The organism is Arthrobacter bambusae (genome assembly GCF_022606295.1).
Taxonomy (GTDB): domain Bacteria; phylum Actinomycetota; class Actinomycetes; order Actinomycetales; family Micrococcaceae; genus Arthrobacter; species Arthrobacter bambusae_A.
This window is the reverse complement of sequence record NZ_JAHHZS010000011.1, coordinates 22626-39689: the sequence shown is the minus strand read 5'-3', so window position 1 is coordinate 39689 and position 17064 is coordinate 22626. Positions and strand designations below refer to the sequence as shown.

The 17064-nt window shown below is 64.8% G+C and carries 19 protein-coding genes; 7 read left to right on the top strand and 12 right to left on the bottom strand.

The features are described from left to right. Positions 1 to 3: 3 nt before the first annotated feature. Positions 4 to 1011, top strand: a complete 1008-nt coding sequence (locus tag KNN17_RS09655) for an isopenicillin N synthase family dioxygenase (RefSeq protein ID WP_241708546.1) — start codon at positions 4 to 6, stop codon at positions 1009 to 1011. 31 nt (positions 1012 to 1042) lie between these two features. Further along, a complete protein-coding gene (locus tag KNN17_RS09650; protein ID WP_241708544.1) occupies positions 1043 to 1354 on the top strand; it encodes a hypothetical protein in 312 nt (103 codons plus the stop codon). A 2-nt stretch (positions 1355 to 1356) separates the two neighbouring features. On the opposite strand, the gene fdxA is transcribed toward KNN17_RS09650, so the two are convergent. The 8 genes from fdxA to KNN17_RS09610 all read right to left on the bottom strand — a co-directional run bounded on the left by fdxA (position 1357) and on the right by KNN17_RS09610 (position 9275). After that, the gene (gene fdxA, locus KNN17_RS09645; RefSeq protein ID WP_059389976.1) at positions 1357 to 1674 is read right to left on the bottom strand and encodes a ferredoxin; all 318 of its coding nucleotides are present in this window, start codon (positions 1672 to 1674) and stop codon (positions 1357 to 1359) included. A gap of 6 nt (positions 1675 to 1680) precedes the next feature. Next, entirely contained in the window at positions 1681 to 3156 is a 1476-nt protein-coding gene (locus tag KNN17_RS09640; RefSeq protein ID WP_241708542.1) for an aldehyde dehydrogenase family protein, read from the bottom strand. A 59-nt stretch (positions 3157 to 3215) separates the two neighbouring features. Then, entirely contained in the window at positions 3216 to 4001 is a 786-nt protein-coding gene (locus KNN17_RS09635; RefSeq protein ID WP_241708539.1) for an SDR family oxidoreductase, read from the bottom strand. Then, positions 4001 to 4933 (bottom strand): dihydrodipicolinate synthase family protein, encoded by a 933-nt coding sequence (locus KNN17_RS09630; protein WP_241708537.1) that lies wholly within the window; start codon positions 4931 to 4933, stop codon positions 4001 to 4003. The genes KNN17_RS09635 and KNN17_RS09630 overlap by 1 nt, the downstream gene beginning before the upstream one ends. 57 nt (positions 4934 to 4990) lie before the next feature. After that, a complete protein-coding gene (locus KNN17_RS09625) occupies positions 4991 to 5791 on the bottom strand; it encodes an enoyl-CoA hydratase-related protein (protein WP_242598697.1) in 801 nt (266 codons plus the stop codon). An 8-nt stretch (positions 5792 to 5799) separates the two neighbouring features. After that, positions 5800 to 7059 carry a CaiB/BaiF CoA transferase family protein gene (locus KNN17_RS09620; protein WP_372489652.1) on the bottom strand — a complete coding sequence of 420 codons (1260 nt, stop codon included), beginning with the start codon at positions 7057 to 7059 and terminating at the stop codon, positions 5800 to 5802. Next, positions 7056 to 8438, bottom strand: a complete 1383-nt coding sequence (locus KNN17_RS09615; protein WP_241708533.1) for an FAD-dependent oxidoreductase — start codon at positions 8436 to 8438, stop codon at positions 7056 to 7058. The genes KNN17_RS09620 and KNN17_RS09615 overlap by 4 nt, the downstream gene beginning before the upstream one ends. A gap of 228 nt (positions 8439 to 8666) precedes the next feature. Further along, positions 8667 to 9275: a helix-turn-helix domain-containing protein gene (locus KNN17_RS09610; protein ID WP_078107968.1), complete on the bottom strand. Its 609-nt coding sequence runs from the start codon at positions 9273 to 9275 to the stop codon at positions 8667 to 8669. A gap of 547 nt (positions 9276 to 9822) precedes the next feature. On the opposite strand from KNN17_RS09610, the gene KNN17_RS09605 reads away from it, so the two are divergent. Together KNN17_RS09605 and KNN17_RS09600 are read left to right on the top strand one after the other, a co-directional pair. Continuing rightward, the gene (locus KNN17_RS09605; protein ID WP_078107969.1) at positions 9823 to 11127 is read left to right on the top strand and encodes an MFS transporter; all 1305 of its coding nucleotides are present in this window, start codon (positions 9823 to 9825) and stop codon (positions 11125 to 11127) included. After that, a complete protein-coding gene (locus tag KNN17_RS09600) occupies positions 11117 to 11584 on the top strand; it encodes a hypothetical protein (RefSeq protein WP_241708531.1) in 468 nt (155 codons plus the stop codon). The genes KNN17_RS09605 and KNN17_RS09600 overlap by 11 nt, the downstream gene beginning before the upstream one ends. A 72-nt stretch (positions 11585 to 11656) precedes the next feature. On the opposite strand, the gene KNN17_RS09595 is transcribed toward KNN17_RS09600, so the two are convergent. Then, on the bottom strand, positions 11657 to 11998 hold the full coding sequence (locus KNN17_RS09595) for a YegP family protein (protein WP_241708530.1): 342 nt from the start codon (positions 11996 to 11998) through the stop codon (positions 11657 to 11659). 226 nt (positions 11999 to 12224) lie between these two features. On the opposite strand from KNN17_RS09595, the gene KNN17_RS09590 reads away from it, so the two are divergent. Beyond that, a complete protein-coding gene (locus KNN17_RS09590; protein ID WP_078107972.1) occupies positions 12225 to 12482 on the top strand; it encodes a DUF6458 family protein in 258 nt (85 codons plus the stop codon). Positions 12483 to 12615: 133 nt separating this feature from the next. On the opposite strand, the gene KNN17_RS09585 is transcribed toward KNN17_RS09590, so the two are convergent. Beyond that, positions 12616 to 13926, bottom strand: coding sequence for a serine/threonine-protein kinase (locus tag KNN17_RS09585; protein WP_241708528.1), 1311 nt, complete (start codon positions 13924 to 13926; stop codon positions 12616 to 12618). A 278-nt stretch (positions 13927 to 14204) separates the two neighbouring features. On the opposite strand from KNN17_RS09585, the gene KNN17_RS09580 reads away from it, so the two are divergent. Continuing rightward, positions 14205 to 14753 carry a hypothetical protein gene (locus KNN17_RS09580; protein ID WP_241708526.1) on the top strand — a complete coding sequence of 183 codons (549 nt, stop codon included), beginning with the start codon at positions 14205 to 14207 and terminating at the stop codon, positions 14751 to 14753. Between the two features lie 199 nt (positions 14754 to 14952). After that, positions 14953 to 15975: a non-homologous end-joining DNA ligase gene (gene ligD / locus KNN17_RS09575; RefSeq protein WP_241708524.1), complete on the top strand. Its 1023-nt coding sequence runs from the start codon at positions 14953 to 14955 to the stop codon at positions 15973 to 15975. Between the two features lie 134 nt (positions 15976 to 16109). On the opposite strand, the gene KNN17_RS09570 is transcribed toward ligD, so the two are convergent. Together KNN17_RS09570 and KNN17_RS09565 are read right to left on the bottom strand one after the other, a co-directional pair. Further along, entirely contained in the window at positions 16110 to 16457 is a 348-nt protein-coding gene (locus tag KNN17_RS09570) for a YegP family protein (protein WP_241708523.1), read from the bottom strand. Between the two features lie 206 nt (positions 16458 to 16663). Next, positions 16664 to 16933: a hypothetical protein gene (locus tag KNN17_RS09565; RefSeq protein ID WP_241708522.1), complete on the bottom strand. Its 270-nt coding sequence runs from the start codon at positions 16931 to 16933 to the stop codon at positions 16664 to 16666. Positions 16934 to 17064: the final 131 nt, after the last annotated feature.

Sequence of the window (17064 nt, the reverse complement as noted above, 5' to 3'; positions counted from 1 at the left end):
GCATTGACACTCGATACATTGCCCGTGATCGATTTCTCCCGACTGACTGCAGGACCGGAGGAGGCAAGCCGGTTCCGTGACGAACTGCGTGAGGCGATGCACGAAGTTGGCTTCCTCTATTTGGCGGGCCACGGTATTCCGCAGGAGTTGACCGACGCCATTCTCGATGTGTCGCGCCGCTTTTTCGAGCTCCCGGAAGAGGAAAAGCTCGCCATCGAGAATGTGCACAGCCCCCAGTTCCGCGGCTACACCCGCGTTGGCGGCGAGCTCACCGACGGCGGAATCGACTGGCGCGAGCAGATCGACATCGGCGTCGAACGGGATGCTGTTGAACCGGGCCCGGGTGTCGCCGAATATTGGCGCCTGGAGGGGCCGAACCTGTGGCCGGATGCGTTGCCGGAAATGCGGGAGATTGTCTCGGAGTGGACGGAACGGCTGAGCACCATCTCGCTGGCGTTGCTGCGGGCCTTGGCAGTTTCCCTCGGGGCACCTGAGGACACCTTTGATGCGGCATTCGCCGCACGGGCTTTCCCGGTCCTCAAAATTGTGCGTTATCCGGGGGAATCGAACCCGGAACCCAAACAGGGCGTGGGGTCGCACCGCGACGGGGGAGTACTCACGCTCCTCCTGGTTGAGCCAGGGAAAGGCGGTCTCCAGGTCGAGTACCAAGGGAAGTGGATCGACGCGCCCCAAGTGCCCGGGACCTTCGTTGTCAATATCGGCGAAATGCTCGAACTGGCCACCAACGGCTACCTCAAAGCGACCCTGCACCGCGTCATTTCACCGCTCCGCGGCACGGACCGGATTTCCCTTCCCTTCTTCTACAACCCTGCACTTGACGCGACCATGCCGCAGCTTGCCGTGAGCCCGGAGTTCCAGGCAAAAGCACGTGGCTTGTCGGTTGACCCGACGAACAGTCCGATTCTGGAAACCTACGGTGACAACGCTCTCCGGTACAGGCTTCGGGCCCACCCGAACGTCGTCGCAGAGCACCACGCCGACCTGCTGTGAGGTTGACTTCACGGCGCCGGATAATGGGGCCATGGATTTCGAATTGCTCACCATCCAGGGCTGTCCGCACGGCTCGGCCGCCCGGGAACTGTTCTCCAGGGCCGTGGAATTGGAAGGACAGGACCCGGTCCTGATTGCTGCGCGGGAGATCGTGAGCGACGAAGAGGCCGAAGCCTCCGGATTCCACGGATCCCCCACGTTCCTGGTGGACGGGAAGGATCTCTTCCCGTCCACCGCGGAACCAGCCATGACGTGTCGGGTCTACCGCACAGCCGGGGGCCTCTCGGGCCTGCCCAGCCTGGAATCGCTTCGACAAGCGATCCAGGCCAGGCTGGCTGCTTAGGATCACCCCGGGACGTGCGCCGCTGAAACCACAGGGTGGTCCCGGCCCAGGTTTCCCAGCGCCGATGCTCCTTGCGGGGATCCGAGTTCCTCGAAGAACTCGACGTTGGCCCGGACATAGTCCGCCCACTCATCCGGAACGTCGTCCGAATAGTAGATCGCCTCGACCGGGCAGACCGGATCGCAGGCGCCGCAGTCCACGCATTCGGACGGGTGGATGTAGAGCGAGCGTTCGCCTTCGTAGATGCAGTCCACGGGGCATTCGTCGATGCAGGCTTTGTCCTTGACGTCGACGCATGGCTGCGCGATCACGTAAGTCATGACGCGCTATACACCGGTGTAAACGGTCTTGCCCCACGTGAAGAAGTCCAGTGCGGACTTGCCCTGCTCGCGGAAGGTGTTGGTGGAGGAGTCCTTCACGCCACCGAACGGGACATTCAGGTCCAGGCCGGCCGTGGGCCGGTTGACCTTGATCACGCCGGCCTGCGCCCGCGCGGCGAAGTCCGTGGACAGGGCCAGGGAATCGGTGCAGATGCCTGCAGTGAGTCCGTAGCGCGAGTCGTTGATCGCGGCCAGCCCGGCCTCGTAGTCCGGGACCTCCAGGACTGCGACGACCGGACCGAAGATTTCCTCCGTCACAGCGGCGTCGTCAAACGGAATATCGGTGAGGACAGCGGCCGGGAAGAGCAGCGCGCCGGAAGGGTCGCCGTCGTACTCTCCGTGGAGGAGGGTGGCGCCGCGTTCGACGGCGGTGCGGACCGCGGCCTGGTCCTGCTCGAACTGCTGGCTGCTCACCACTGCGCCCATTTTGGCGCCGTCGAGCCCGTCACCGGCGGTGTAGTTGGCGGCCTCGGCAACAAGGGCATCGAGGAACGCGTCGCGGACACCCGGGGTGACGTAGACGCGGGAGGTTGCCGTGCACGCCTGGCCCGTGAGTCCGAACGCGCCGGCTGCGACGACCGCGGCGGCCTTTTGCGGATCGGCGTCGTCGAGCACCAGCACGCCGTTCTTGCCGCCCATTTCAAGCTGGACGCGGGCCCGGCGGCCATTCAGGATTTCCTGGAGTCCAAGCCCCACCTTGGTGGACCCGGTGAAGGACAACCCGGCGATGCGGGGATCGCGTGCCAAAGCGTCTCCGACCACGCGGCCCTTGCCGTGGACCACGTTGAAGACTCCGGCGGGAAGCCCGGCGTCCTTGAGGGCGCGGGCGAGGTGCGTCGCCGAGAGGGGGGTAAGTTCGGCCGGCTTGATGACCACGGCGTTGCCGCTGATGAGTGCGGGGGCTGCCTTCCATGCCGGGATGGCGATGGGGAAGTTCCACGGCGTGATCAGCCCAACGACGCCGAGCGGCTCGCGCCGTGTGGTGATGGTGGTGTCCGGGAGGCCGCTGGGAAGTACTTCGCCGGTGGCGGCCCAGCCGAGGGAACCGAAGAAGCGCAGCACGTCCGAGGCGCGCTTGACCTCTCCCTTGGCTTCGGCGAGGGTCTTGCCTTCCTCACGGACGAGGTCCTCGGCGATCGCGCTTTGGCGTTCTGCCAACAGGTTGCCGGCCGTCATGAGGATGGCGCCACGGGCGGGAGCGGGAAGGGCTGCCCACGCCGGTTGCGCGGCGGCAGCGGCTGTGATCGCCGCGTCGACGTCGTCGGCGGTGCCTCGCGGGGAGAGGGCAGCGAGTTCGTCCGGGCGGGCCGGGTTGGTTCGCCGGATGTCGGGCTCTCCGGTCCATTCGCCGTTGATCAGATGCTGCGCTGCGGCAACATCCCTGTGGGTGGACGTTGCAGATTCGGTGGCGGTGGAAGTCATGGTAATCCTTTGGCTTGTGCGGTTGGGATGGGCGGCTGCTGGTCGGGAGGTGACCGGGCCTAGAGGCTGCGGATCAGGCCTCCGTCGCAGCGAAGCGCGACGCCCGTGATGTAGGAAGCCGGGGCACTGCAGAGGAAGGCGCCGGCAGCGCCGAACTCCTCCGGTTCGCCGTAACGCCGGGCAGGGATGGTCTTGCGCGATTCGAGCTGGATTTCCTCCGGTGTGGTGCCGCGGCGTTTGGCCGCCGCCCGGTCCAGTTCGGCGACGCGCTCGGTGGCTATGCGGCCAGGCAAGAGCATGTTGACCGTGACGGCGTCGAGGGCCACTTCCGCCGCAAGGGTCTTGAGGTAGCCCGCCAAGGCAGCGCGGCCCGTGTTGGAGACGGCGAGGTTGGGCAGGGGCGCCACGACTCCGCTGGATCCAATGGCCAGGATCCGTCCCCAGCGCCGCTCCCGCATTCCCGGCAGGATGTGAGAGACAAGGGCGTGGTGCGGTTTCACCAGCAACTCGAAGGCCGCAGCGATGTCGTCGGAGCCAAGGCTCGCGGCAGCGCCGGGCTTGGGGCCGGGGCCGTTGAGGACGAGGATGTCGATGGGACCGAGCAGCTCCACGGCGCGTTCGACGGCGGCCGTCACCCCGTCCAGGGTGCTCAGGTCCGCCTCGACGGCCACGGCGCTGTGGCCGTCTGCCTGCAGCTCCGCCGCGATTTTCTCGACCAGTTCGCCACGTCGGCCCGTGATGGCCACCCGGACGCCCTCGGCGGCGAGGCCGCGCGCGACGGCCAGTCCCAGCCCTCCTGTGGAGGCGGCGACGAATGCGGTCTTTCCGCTGATTCCGAGATCCATTAGATCCCTCCTGCTGTGTGGGCTGCGGGGGTGAGCGAGAGATTCAATGCCTGGGCGGCTTCAGCCAGATGCGTCAGCATTCCGTTCCTGAGGACCTCCGGGAAAGGAGCCGCGGGCGGCCGGACACCGGAGTCCTTGATGAAGCCCCGCTCGCGGAAGCACTCCTTCCGGACCGCCAAGGCGATCCGGGCCTGCTGCTCGAAGTTGATGAGCGGCAGGTAGGGGAGCAGCGCGTCCCGGGCGGCGTCGTAGCCGCCCGACTGCCAGGCACGGACGCAGGCAACGAGGGCTTCCGGGTAGGAGAATCCGGTCATGGCGCCGGCTGCGCCGGCCACCAGCTCATCCAACAGCCCTTGACCGCCCAGCCCGCCGAATACGGAGACGTCGACGGCGGACGCCAGTTGGGCGATGGCCACGCTGGTGGGTGGGGCCTCGGCTTTTACCGCGACGATGAACTTGCAGGCCTGGACCACGTAAATAAGGTCTTCCGTGCTGATGCTGACACCGCTGGCCACGGGGTAGTCCTGCAGGACAACTTTGGCCCCGGTGGATTGGTGGATGGCGTTCAGGTGCGCGATGACCACCTCCGGCCGGGCCGAATTGGCCTGCACCATGACGGCTGCGAGCCGGTCTCCCGCGACGGCCTGGGCAGCACGGATTTCTTCGACGGCAGTGCCCGTGAAGAGCGAGGTCACACCCACCACGAGCGGCAAACGGGTCTCTTCGACCACCACTTCCAGCGCCAGGATGCGCTCCGCTGCGGTCAGGGCAGCGGCTTCGCCGAAGACACCCAGGACAGTCAGGCCCGTGGCGCCGATGGTTTCATAGTGCTCCACCAGCCGGGCCAGGCTGTCCGTGTCCAGATCGAGGGTGCTGCCGTGGAATGGCGTGGCGACGACGCCCCACACGCCGGGTGTCAGTGATTCCCGCATTGGATTGTCCTTCCGTTCCTGCTGAAGTTCGGTGTCTTGCATCTGTTCGTCCTGCATTCAGCGGCCCGGCCACACCGGCGGACGCTTTTCCTGGAAAGCCCGCACGCCTTCGGCGGAGTCTTCGCTGTCCAGTGCGGCCATGAGGGCCGGCAGCCGGAGGCCGCGGGCTTCCGTGGCGCTCAAGTGGCTGGTCCGGCTGACCATTTGCTTGACGGCCCGGACGGAACTGGGGGCGCAGGCGAGGACCTGGTCCACCCAGCGCTGCACCGCGGCGTCGAGCTCCTCCGCGGGAACCACTTCGTTGACAAGGCCCATCGACTGCATCTCGGCAGCCTCGGCCTTGCGGCCCGTGAGGAGCATGCCCATCGCTTGCGTGTAGGGGACGCGGCGCACCAGCTGGTGGATGCCGCCGTCGAGCGCCAAGCGTCCGACCCGCGGTTCGGTGAGGCCGAAGCGGGCCGTGTCCGCGGCGACCACGATGTCGGCGCCGAGCACGATCTCCATGCCACCGCCCAGCGCGTAGCCGTTCACCCGGGCGATCACCGGAATGTCCAGGCTGGTGCGCAGGCTCAGACCGCCGAAACCGTTCGGATCAAGTTCCGCCCAGTACTGCAAGCCGGTCTTGTCCACGGCCGAGGCGGACATGTCCGCCCCGACGCAGAACGCCCGCGTCCCGGCGCCGGTGATGACGACGGCGCGCAGGTCGGGATCGGCTTCGATCCGGGTCCAGATCTCGTTGAGCCGGGCCTGTGCAGTCCCGTCGATGGCGTTGAGCACGTGCTGGCGGTCGATGACCACCGTGGCGACGTGGTTCTCGATGGTCAGCGTGACCTGGTCAACAATCTTCTTCTCTTCCATCGACACAGTCACCGGAGGACTCCCAACGTCTGCAGGCGTTCGATGGTTTCAGCGTCGAAGCCGTTCTCCAGGAGGACTTCCACATTGTGCTCTCCGAGCCGCGGCGCCACGCGCCGGACGGAAGGCGGTGTGGCAGACAGGCGAATCGGGGCGTTGAGCATCTTCACGGTGCCCACGCCGGGATGCTCGGCTTCGACGATCATGCCGTTGGCCTCGGTCTGGGCATCGGCCAAGGCTTGCTCCAGGGTGTGGACGGGCGCGTTGAGCAGGCCTTGGCTTTCGAGCTGGTTGGTCCAGTACTCCGTGGTGTTCGTGGCGATCCGTTCCCGGAAGATCGCCTGCAGGGCCGGCTTGTGCTTGAATTGCTGCTCCAAGTTGGCGAACTCCGGCCGCTGGGTAAGGTCTTCGTCCAGGCCCAGCGCTTCGGAAATCCGGGCCAGCGGATCGGGGGTGAAACCGCCCACCATGCAGACGGCGCCGTCTGTGGTTTCAAAGACGCCGCTTAGCGGCATGGCGCCCCAGTTGACTTCGTAGCCGCGGTTGAGCTGCATGCAAGCCTCCTGCATCTGCAGGTGGAGCATGGAGTCGTACATGGTCACCTCGACCTTTTGCCCGACGCCGGAGGTCTCCCGGGTGCGCAGTGCCAGCAGGATGCCCTGCATGAGGTGCATGCCCGTGATGTAGTCGCACAGCGTGGTGGGGTAGATGGCAGGCTTCACGTCGTCCGACTCGCGCCGCCACATCACGCCCGAGTACGCCTGTGCGATCGCATCCTGGCCGCCCTTGTGGGAGTACGGTCCAACCGGGCCGAAACCCGTGCCGGAGGCCCAGATGATTCCCGGGTTCTCTGCCTTGAGTTCCTCGTAGCCGAAGCCCATCCGTTCCATCACGCCGGAACGGAAGTTGCTGACCACGACGTCGGCGTCGGCCATCACCCGGCGGAGGACGGCCTTGCCCTCGTCGGTGCGGGTGTCCACGGAAACGCTGCGCTTGTTCCGGTTGATGGACAGGAAAATGGGGTTGTCCTGGCCGTCCTTGTCCGGGAACGAGTTGCGCGAGATGTCGCCGGCGCCCGGACGTTCCACCTTGATGATGTCCGCGCCGTAGTCGCCCAGGAGCTGGGTGCACGACGGTCCCATGAATACCTGGGTGAAGTCGACGATCTTGATGCCGTCGAGCGGCAGAGGGATGCCGTTGGGTTTGGCAGCAGCGGCGACGGCCGCCATCGTGGTTTCCTCGAACTCATCGAGGAGGGTCTCGGTGCTCATGCCCCCACCACGGCTTCGCTGTCGACGGTAGCGTTCGACGACGGGACGTCGCCCGGGTCTGCACCGTGCCGGCGCATGCCCTGCTGGATATCCAGCGCGGAGACGTCGCGGACAAGGGTGCCGTTCTGGACCGCCAGAGCGGCGGCGACGCCGACTGCCTGGCCCATGGCCATGCAGGGCGGGATCTCGCGGGACATCTTCTGCGCTTCCGGGGTGGCCGAGTAGTGGCGGCCGGCCACGAGGAGCTGGTCCACTTCCTTGGGAAGCAGGGAGCGGTAGGGGTAGTAGTAATCGCGGCCGCGGGCCACGGTGTCCGCGAAGTGGCGGCGCGAGGTGACATCGTCCTTCGTCATGACGTATTCGCCCTCGAGCAGGCGGGTCTGCCGGACGCCCATCTGGGAGGCGACGTCGAGCATGAAGCAGTTCTCGAAGCCCGGCAGGTGGGCGCGGACGTACTCCACGGCCTCGCTGATCCGGTCGCGTGCGGCAAACTCGGCGGCGGTCATGTCCGCCGGGTCCACGCCGTCGTACCCGGTCATGTGGGGAGCGTTGCACCAGACGACGCCGTCGATCGGTGTCTTGAGCCACCACAGTTCCCAGGCGCCGCCAAGGAGCCGCTTGATGGTGCGGTTGATGGCGCGGGCTTCCTTCGGGTTGGCCTGCTCGAAGGCTTCGGCGGCGGCGGTGTCGACGTTGCCGAGGCGGAAGACGAGGGTGGTGAGGTAGCTGTCCTTGATGTGGCTGGCGCCGGCACGGGAGGCGACGTCGATGTCTCCGGTCGTGTCGATCACGATGTCCGCCATGAAGGCCTGCGGGCCGGACTTGGTCTCGCAGATGACGCCCTTCATGACGCCGTTGTCCACGATCGGGCGGGAGAACCACGAGTGCAGGCGGAGGTTGACTCCGGCTTCGCGGACGAGGTCGTTGGAGACCCGCTTCCAGCCGTCGGGGTCGAAGGCTGCGGCATAGCAGATCGGCTTGGGGTTGGTGTGGGAATGGAAGTCGAAGGTGCCGTAGCGGCCCCACTTGTTCCAGAGTTCCTCGGAGGTCTTGCGGTCATCGGCAGGCGGAACGACGGCCAGGCCGAGCTTCTGCAGACGCTCCACGTACTCCGAAACGATGCCCGTGACCGTGATTTCCTGGCCGTTGATCATGTCGTCGAGCACCAGGACCATGCCTCCGGAGGCAAGCCCGCCGAGCGAGGAGTAGCGCTCGAGGAGGGTGACGGACGCCCCGGACCGTGCTGCAGTGACGGCGGCGGCCACGCCGGCGGGACCACCGCCGACCACGAGGACATCGGAGCGGGAGATGACGGGCGCGGTGAGATCCGCCGTCGTCGTACTGAGTTCCAGTGACGATGTGGTGGCAAAGGAGTTCATGGTGGAGGATCCTTACTTCCCGGCGGGCATGCCGCTGGCACGGTTGCCGGGGTATAGACGAGGTGCTCAGGAGGAGCCCGCAGCAATGCAATGCGGCGGACCGGGCCTGGCGAAGGGCATGACGAGTAGAGGTCCCGGGGGACCTGGACACGGAGATGGAGATGTTTGCGAACGGACGTCCAAGGGTCCGTGCGTGTATGGGATCGGGCGGCGGCTAGCGCCGGCTGATCACCACACGTGGGGGGCGTTGACCCAGATTGCTACGCATACCTCTTCGTAGCTGTTTTTGTACCAGTGAGGCGTATCCGAGGAGAAAGTGATCGAATCGCCCGCCTCAAGCGTGTAGCACTCACCGTCGAGGAAGATGTCTTTCCTTCCCGAGAGGATGATGCCGAATTCCTCGCCGCTGTGGCGGAAAGGAGTGGCGCTGGTGTCGTGGCCTGGCGGACTCACGATCCATTGGGCCTCGAGCGCACCGTTGAGGTCCGGGGTCAGGAGTTCATAGACCGCCTCTCCCACGGACTTCTTGGTGACGCCTTTGAGGTTTCGCCGCTCCGCCTTGCGGACAACCGGCGACCTGGTTTCTTCCTGGCCGAGGAAGAACTTCCCCACCGGAATGTCCAGGCCGTGAGCCAGCTGTGCCAGGGTGGTGAATGACGGATTGGCCAGCCCGCGTTCGATCTGGCTGACGATCGCCGGGCTGAGACCGGTGATTTCCGAGAGTTTGGACAGGGTCATCCCCTTGTCCTTGCGCATCGTACGGACCTTGTTGCCGACAGTCGCCAGAAGTGCGCTTGTGCCGGCGGGTGAGGATGCCGTGATGATCTCGTTGGTCATGGTCCAGCTTTCTCTCGGTGAGCTGACTCACACAACTATAGTGAAAAATTTTAGCGAATCAATGGTTTGCTGAAACTTTTCTCTCACGCCACGCTCGCCAGCCCGCTCTCGGGGCAGGACTCTCCAGCATTGGCGGCATAACGCGGGCTATTTATCTAAAAGCATTGACCTGGTGAATATCTTCAATATAGTTAAGTGAGTCGCATCACGTTGGGAAGTTTGCAACACGATCACAGACGCGGGCATTCAGCCTTCTGGCGGAAGGCCCAACCCAGCCCCACGTCCACCCTCGTGTTTCCCTGCTGATCCTGCGACACCCAAGCAAGCCATCCACGCTCCCTTTCCGGACTGGATGTCCCCGTTTGCTTCAAAGCGCTACGAAGAGGCACGCGTAGCTATCTGGGCTAATTCGCTTCCCATGAGGTGAGTTGGTTCGGCCCTGCCGAACCAGGCCAAAATGATAGTTTCGATCACCGTCCATACCCCCTGGATGTCAACGGTGATCCGTACCCTCACGCACCCGAAGGTGCGGAGGAAGGAAAGAATCATGACTGACACTGTCGTCAAGAATGGCCCGGAAAGCGCCCGGAAATCCCGGCTCTCTCCGGAAATCCGCCGTGGGCTGCTGGGCCTCGGTCTCGGGAACACCCTTGAGTGGTACGACTGGATGGTCTTCGGACTCCTGTCGGCCTTCATCGGGCCAAAGTTCTTCCCCTCGCAGGACCCCACCGCCGCGACGCTCAACGCCTTGGCGGTCTTCGCCGTCGGCTTCGCGTTCCGTCCGCTGGGCGGCGTCCTGCTCGGTACTTTCGCCGACAGAATCGGGCGTCGAAAAGTGATGCTCTGGTCCATCATGATGATGGCCATCACCACGCTGGTCATCGCCCTGTGCCCGACGTACCAGCAGATCGGCGGCGCTGCCGGCATGATCCTCCTGGTCTGCCGCATCGTCCAGGGCATCTCCACCGGTGTTGAAGCTCCTCTTTCCACCGCACACGCCGTGGAACTGGTTCCGGTGGGTCGCGAAGGGTTCGTCGCAGGCATCATCTCCTTCTTCGTCAACTCGGGCATCCTGCTCGCCTCGCTGGTCAGCTACCTGTGCAGCCTGATGCTCAGCGGCGCTGTCATGGCCGACTGGGGATGGCGTGTTCCCTTCATCGTGGGCGCAATCTTCGGATTCATCGTGGTCTACCTTCGCCGGACCCTTCCGGAAACCATGCGTCCGGAGGAGCTTGCGGAAAACTCCTCGAAAGCCGTGTGGGGCGGAGTGCGCAAGCATTGGCTGAGCGTACTGGCCATCACGTTCGTCGTTGGAGCGGCGCAGGCCTACAACTACGCCTGGAATACGGGACTGCCCACCGCGGCCCGCAGCAGCTTCAAGGAAGACGCGACCGCCGTCTTCGCCCTCACCACCATCCTCGGAGCGGTGCTGGTTGTCGGTAGCCTCGTTGTCGGCAAGCTCGCCGACGGCAAGTCGATTTCCAAGTGGTTCCTCATCACCCGCGCCTTGTCCATTCCTTCGGTCTTCCTGATGCTGATGTACGTCCGTCCGGGCATCGGTGGATTCGCCGCGGTCCTCCTGGGCGGCTCGGTTGTCCTGGTCCTGAACATGACCCTGTACAACGTCGTCACCAGTTCCCTGATGCCCAAATCCTGCCGTGGCGCCGGAACTTCCCTCGGTTATGGAATTGGCGTGGCAATCTTCGGCGGCACGGCCTCGTACCTCCTGGTCTGGCTCCAGTCCATGAATGCAGCGTGGATCTTCCCGGTTTACGTCGCAGTACTCTCCGTGCTGAGCATCGTGTTCTACGTCCTGGCGCGTCGGAAGAGCGGCATCTTCATTGGGAGCTAGCAATCTGATCTCGTTTGACCTCAGCCAGCCGGACGTGGAGCTCTACACGGCGGCCCGTGAACTGCTTCTCACGGCTCATCACAGCGAGAACCATCGCGTCGCCGCCGCCATGCGGGGTGCCTCAGGGGCGATCTACCTCGGCCTTCACCTTGGCTCCAAACGAATCAATGTGTGCGCCGAATCCAGCGCCCTCGCCAACGCCAGGATGGCGCAGGAAACCTCCATCGAGTCATCCGTTGCGGTCAGCATGGACGACCAAGGCGAGCCCCAAGTCACCAATCCTTGTGGGGTGTGCCGGGAACTGCTTCGGAACTACGGGCCCGAGGCAACTGTCCTAGTCGATGCCGGGGGAGAGGTGGGGACCGTCAGCCTCGAAGAACTCCTGCCGTATCCCTGGATGCGCGCCACCGAAACCGAGTGGACCACCCGGCCACCAGGTGCCGGGAAGCCTTACTAAATGCGATGGAAAAGGCCGGGACATGAGTCCCGGCCTTTTCTGCCGTCCTGAGCTATTGGCCGGCTTCTATTGTTACTCGACCGGGTTCAGCCATCGCGCGGACGCCAGCGCTTTGTGGCCGCGCCTGCGAACGATAAAGGTCCGGCCGAGCCAATGCCGGCCGCGTGGCGGCACCGCTTCGGACAAAGCCGGCGGGGAGGTTTCCGGTGCTGCTACGGATGCCGCCGGCTGGGCCGGGCACAGGTCTGTGATCAGTCCCATTCCGGCACATGCCCGCACCTCGCGGATTCCCGCCACCGCAGCTCGTTTGGTCTCAAAATCCTTCGAGACGGCCATGACGGTCCCGTCCGCTGCCTTCAACCGGAACCGGTACCGTTCCCGGGCATCGACAAACAGTTCAAACTTTCCTGCCATTTGCTGACCTCCCCCAATAGAGACACGTGGTCCTTATTGGACGGTACCCGGCAGGCACTGAAAATGCAAAGCACCCTTAGTGTTTTTGGGGGTGAGATGCCGTAGAGATGCCGGATCCTCGGCACGTGGTTGCCGGATGAAGTGCCGACGTGTAGCTTTGGCGATGCAAAGTAACCTTAGTAATACCCGCCACCGCCGGGTCCGCGGTTCAGCAGGAGGTACAGCAGTGGGTATCGGATCATCCATCTTCCTTATCGCGATAGGCGCCATTCTGGCCTTCGCCATCCCCGGAGATGTCGTGTCATTCATCGACCTCCATATGGTCGGCTACATCCTCATGGTGGTCGGCGTTATCGGCTTGATCGTTTCCCTCTTCGTGTTCGGCCCGCGCCGGACCCGCCGAATCAGCGAAAGCCGCGCCACCGTCGACCCCGTCACGGGGGACCGCATCGTGACCCGGGACACCCGCGACGGCGGTATCTAGCAACAGCAGGAAACGAAAGGGAGGGTCGGCACGCCGACCCTCCCTTTTTCGATGCATCCGCATGTCTTTAGGACGCGCCGTTGCCGACGGCTCGATCCGGCAAGCCGGCTGGCTTCAGCCCGGGCGCCGGCTCCTAACCGCCATTGCCCTTTCCCTTGTGGCGTCCCGGCGCCGGGGCCACGGGAACCGGCGCAACCGGCATCGATGTCTCAACGCTCGGTGATGGCGTTGGCGTCGGCGTCGGGGTTGAGGCACTGGGTGTGGGCGTTGGTGTTGCCGAGACGGAGGGGGCAGGGGCCGCGGGAGCGGGCGGCTGGATGGCGCTGACGCCAATGACCACCAGGGCAGCGGTAAGCAGGACGGCCCCGACAGCCCATGCCGCGCCACGCGGGCGCCTCGGCGCCTTTCCCCGCCATGGGCGGCCGCTACGTACGGTCGGCCCGACGACGGTGCTGCCGCCCGCGCTTTCGCTTGCCGTTGCCACCGGCTGAACGCGCGTCTGCGTGGTTGCCTTGGCTGTGCGGGGCGGACGGTCGGGCATACGGGGAAGGGTCTGAGTGGCTCCGTTGCCGCGAACGGGCATCGCCGCAGGGACGCCGGTACTGAAGCCGTTCCGCAGGGCTTGCTCAACGTCTCGCGCGGCAGGTCGCGCGGAGGGTTCGGTCGATGTCATGGCGGTCAGGAGGTCAACCCACTGCGTTCCGAAGGTATCGGGCACGCGTGGCGGGCGGTGGAGCCTCGCAACGGCCGACTCCACGCTGGTTCCCGGGTATTCGAGCTTTCCGGTCAGGCATTCGAGGAGGACAAGTCCCAGGGAATAGATGTCGCTGGCCGGTCCGAGGGCAGAGCCAGTGGCCTGTTCCGGGCTCAGGTAGGCAGCGGTTCCCACCATGGTGCCTGTTGCGGTCAAGCGCGTGCCCTCGATGATGCGGGCGATTCCGAAGTCGGTGAGCTTGGGCCGGATCGGGGATCCTACGGGGGCATCAGGCAGGAGGACATTCGCAGGTTTGATGTCGCGGTGGATGATCCCGCGCCCATGGACGTATTCCAGGGCCGACGCCAGATCCGCCCCGATGTGGGCTACGTCCTGGGTCGTCAGCGGCCGGTCCCGGAGCCTGGCATACAGGTCCGGACCGTGAATCAGTTCCATCGTGAGGAATGTCCTGGCATGCTCCGGATCCCGATGGTCGGTACCGGCGTCGAAGAGAGTGACGAGTGACGGATGGTTGAAGGTCGCCAGGAGCCGCATCTCGTTCTCATGCCGGGCAAGCTCGTCCGGCCCGCCCAGCAGGGGAGCAAAGAGTTTCAGGGCCACCTCGCGGCCCAGCCTCTCATCCCGCGCCCGGTACACCGAGGCCGTCGCGCCTCGGCCGATCAGGGTTCCCAGCCTGTACCGAGCTGCTACCAGCGCATCGCTGTCTCCAGTGATTGGGCCATCAGGCACGCTCACACCTCGCTTTTCTTCGAACCGACGGAGCCCGTACAGTCTAGGCCCCGTTTGCCTGGCCGCGGACATTCGTTCCCGCTGGGGTAATCGTCCCGCACGGACCCAAGGGTGGGTGAACAAATGCGCGATCGTTCCTCCTCAGGGCTGATATCCAGCGGCTTCTGTGCCTAGCGTGGCTGTGGGAGTTCCGATACCGGAACGCGCGGTGAGGCAACCGCAACCCAGTCCGTGAAATATCCAATGAGCAATCAAGAAGAGAATTCCGGAGGTCTCCAATGCCTATCCTGACCAGCCTTGCAGCCAGCAAAGCCGTGATCACCCTGATCACAGCGGGCGCCATCGCAGCAGGGGGCGGCGCTGCCGCCTTTACCAGCATCGCCACCACCGAAGCGCCTGCGCCAACGTCCACCGCATCGGCCAGCCCGTCGGCGTCGTCCCCTCGGGTCTCCTCACCGGCGACCCCGACGACGGCGGTACCCTCGACGACGGCGGTACCCTCGACGACGGCGGTTCCCCCTGCGACCGCTCCTGGGGCGGAGTCCCCGGAGCCGTCGTCGTCGGCTCCAGCCGCGGCGGAACCGGCTGAGGATGCGCCGGGCACTCCGGCCCCAGCTCCCGGTTCATCAACGCCGCCGACTACCCATTCGTCACCGTCGTCCCATACCCCGGCGGTCGAGCCGGCTGATCGTGACCACGACGGAATGAAGGAAGCCAAGGACAAGGACGCCGGACACGGCGAGACGGACCACGGGTCCAAGGTCGGGGACCAGCACAAGACGGACCACGCCCACACCGAGGGCACCCCGGACGCAGGGGTGCGCTAAGCGGTTCTCAGCCCCAAGGCTGGCTGCGGCGCGTGTATCCCGTAGCGGGAGGTGCTCATCTGCCCTCCCGCTGCGGGGTTGCCCGAAGCGGGAGAAGATGGTCTCGGCTAGGGGCGGAACAGGAATCCGACGAAGATGCGGTTTGCACAATCCATTCAGGCTGCAGACACTGAGGCTAGGGCCGGGGTAGCTTGTCCCCATGGCTACCGAAGCAACCACCCTCACCGTTGACGGGCCGAACGGTCCTCGCGAAATACGGATCTCCAGTCCAAGCCGCGTCCTCTGGCCGGAGCTCGGCCTGACCAAGCTGGATCTCGCGCGCTATATCGTTGAGGTCGGGGACGCATTCATCTCTGCGAACGGCGATCGGCCGATCTCGCTGCAGCGCTTTTCGGACAACATCGACGGCGACCAGTTCTTCTCCAAAAATCCGCCGAAAGGAACACCGGACTTCATCCGGTCCGTGAAGGTTGTCTATCCGAGTGCGCGCTCGCATCCCCAACTGGTGCTCGATGAGCCAGCAGCAGCCGTGTGGGCCGTCCAGATGAACACAGTGGTCTTTCACCCTTGGCCCTCGCGGGTCGAAAACACGGACAACCCTGACCAGCTGCGGATCGACCTGGACCCGCAGCCGGGAACGGATTTCGATGACGCGATTCCCGCGGCCCTTGCGTTGAAAGACGTACTCGCGGAGGCCGGGTTGACCACTTTCATCAAGACCTCCGGAAACCGCGGACTCCACGTCTATGCCCCGATTGAGCCTTCGCATGAGTTCCTGGACGTACGGCATGCCGTGATTGCAGCCGCCCGGGAGCTCGAGCGCCGAATGCCGGACAAGGTGACCACCGCCTGGTGGAAGGAAGAACGCGGTGAACGGGTCTTCGTCGATTTCAACCAAGCCAACCGTGACCGGACCATAGCCGGCGCGTACAGCCCGAGGGCGCTCGCCCATGCCCCGGTCTCTTGTCCCATCACGTGGAACGAACTTGAATCAGCGGACCCGAAAAACTTCACCATCCTGAGCGTGCCTGGCAGGTTGAAAACCCTCGGCGATCCGTGGAGTGCGATGAATTCCGAAGCGGGGAAGATCGACGTGCTGCTTCAATGGTGGGAACGCGACGTCGCCGCGGGGCTTGGGGAGATGCCGTTCCCGCCTGACTATCCAAAGATGCCGGGCGAGCCGACGCGTGTGCAGCCGAGCCGAGCGCGCAAGCCTGTCTGACGGGCGCGGATAGTGGCCTCGGCGGGCGATGAGTGGGAGAATGGGGGCTGGACCAAAACGGCCGGCGGCGCATCTTGCCTGCTGAGACCCAGGTAAGTCCCCCAGTGCGCCGTCGGTCCTTCGCTGTCAATCTCTTAAGCCGCGCCGGTCCATCTGGGCGCGGCCGACGCCCGACCTAGTTCCTTGGCATGCGTGCGGAATCCGTTGGCGGCCTTGCGCGGTTCATCACATCCCTGGGAAGCCGCATTGTGCGGGACAGGCTTCGCAAGAACGGTCGCGGCCGGCTGGCGCACGCCCGTTGCCGGGCAGAGGTCGGTGACCAGCCCCATGCCCGCGCACTCCCGCGCCGCGGCGATTCCGGCGACAACCGCTGTTTTGTCCTCGAATGGCGTCGAAACAGCGATGACCGTTCCGTCAGGTGATTTGAGGCGGAACCTGAAAAGCGATTCCCCGTCAACGAACACTTCGAATATGCCGGCCACTGCTACCTCCCGGTCTGCGGATCCTGCTCGGTAGCGACTTCACTACCGGCGAGGACGGAGCATCACTGCAGTCCTCGTCCGCTGCTCTGGTTGAACAACCACCGTGAATCGTTTTTCACGTGATATTCAGTCTGTGCTGACTGCGTCGACGCTAACAAGACCGCGTGGGTAAACCCTGTGTAAAACGTGTGCAACTCCGGGACGAGTCAGCTGCCGCTGGCCCGGTTCATCAGGTGTTCGAGCAGGGCCAGCTCGGGGTATCCGGGGTGTCGGGCAATGCTGGACCGTAGTTTCGCCCGGAGATGCTCGCCGCTCGGTTCGGTTCCGCCGAGGACTTCGTCGATGATTTCCTGTGCTTGCCCGCGCAGGGCCGCCAGGGTGTCACCCTTGTCACCCGGAACCAGCACGGGCTCCGGCTCGACGAGCGGGTCTTGAGACTCCAAAGGTTCCGACACTGCCAGCTCCTGATTTTTCATCCCGGCAACTCCCAGCTAGGCCCGGAATTCGCCCCCACCACTAGATAGTAATGAGGGCGCCCGGCTTGTTCACCGCTTATTGCTCAGAACGACGAATATGGCATCGAAACGACGGTTTGTGACGCGAACAA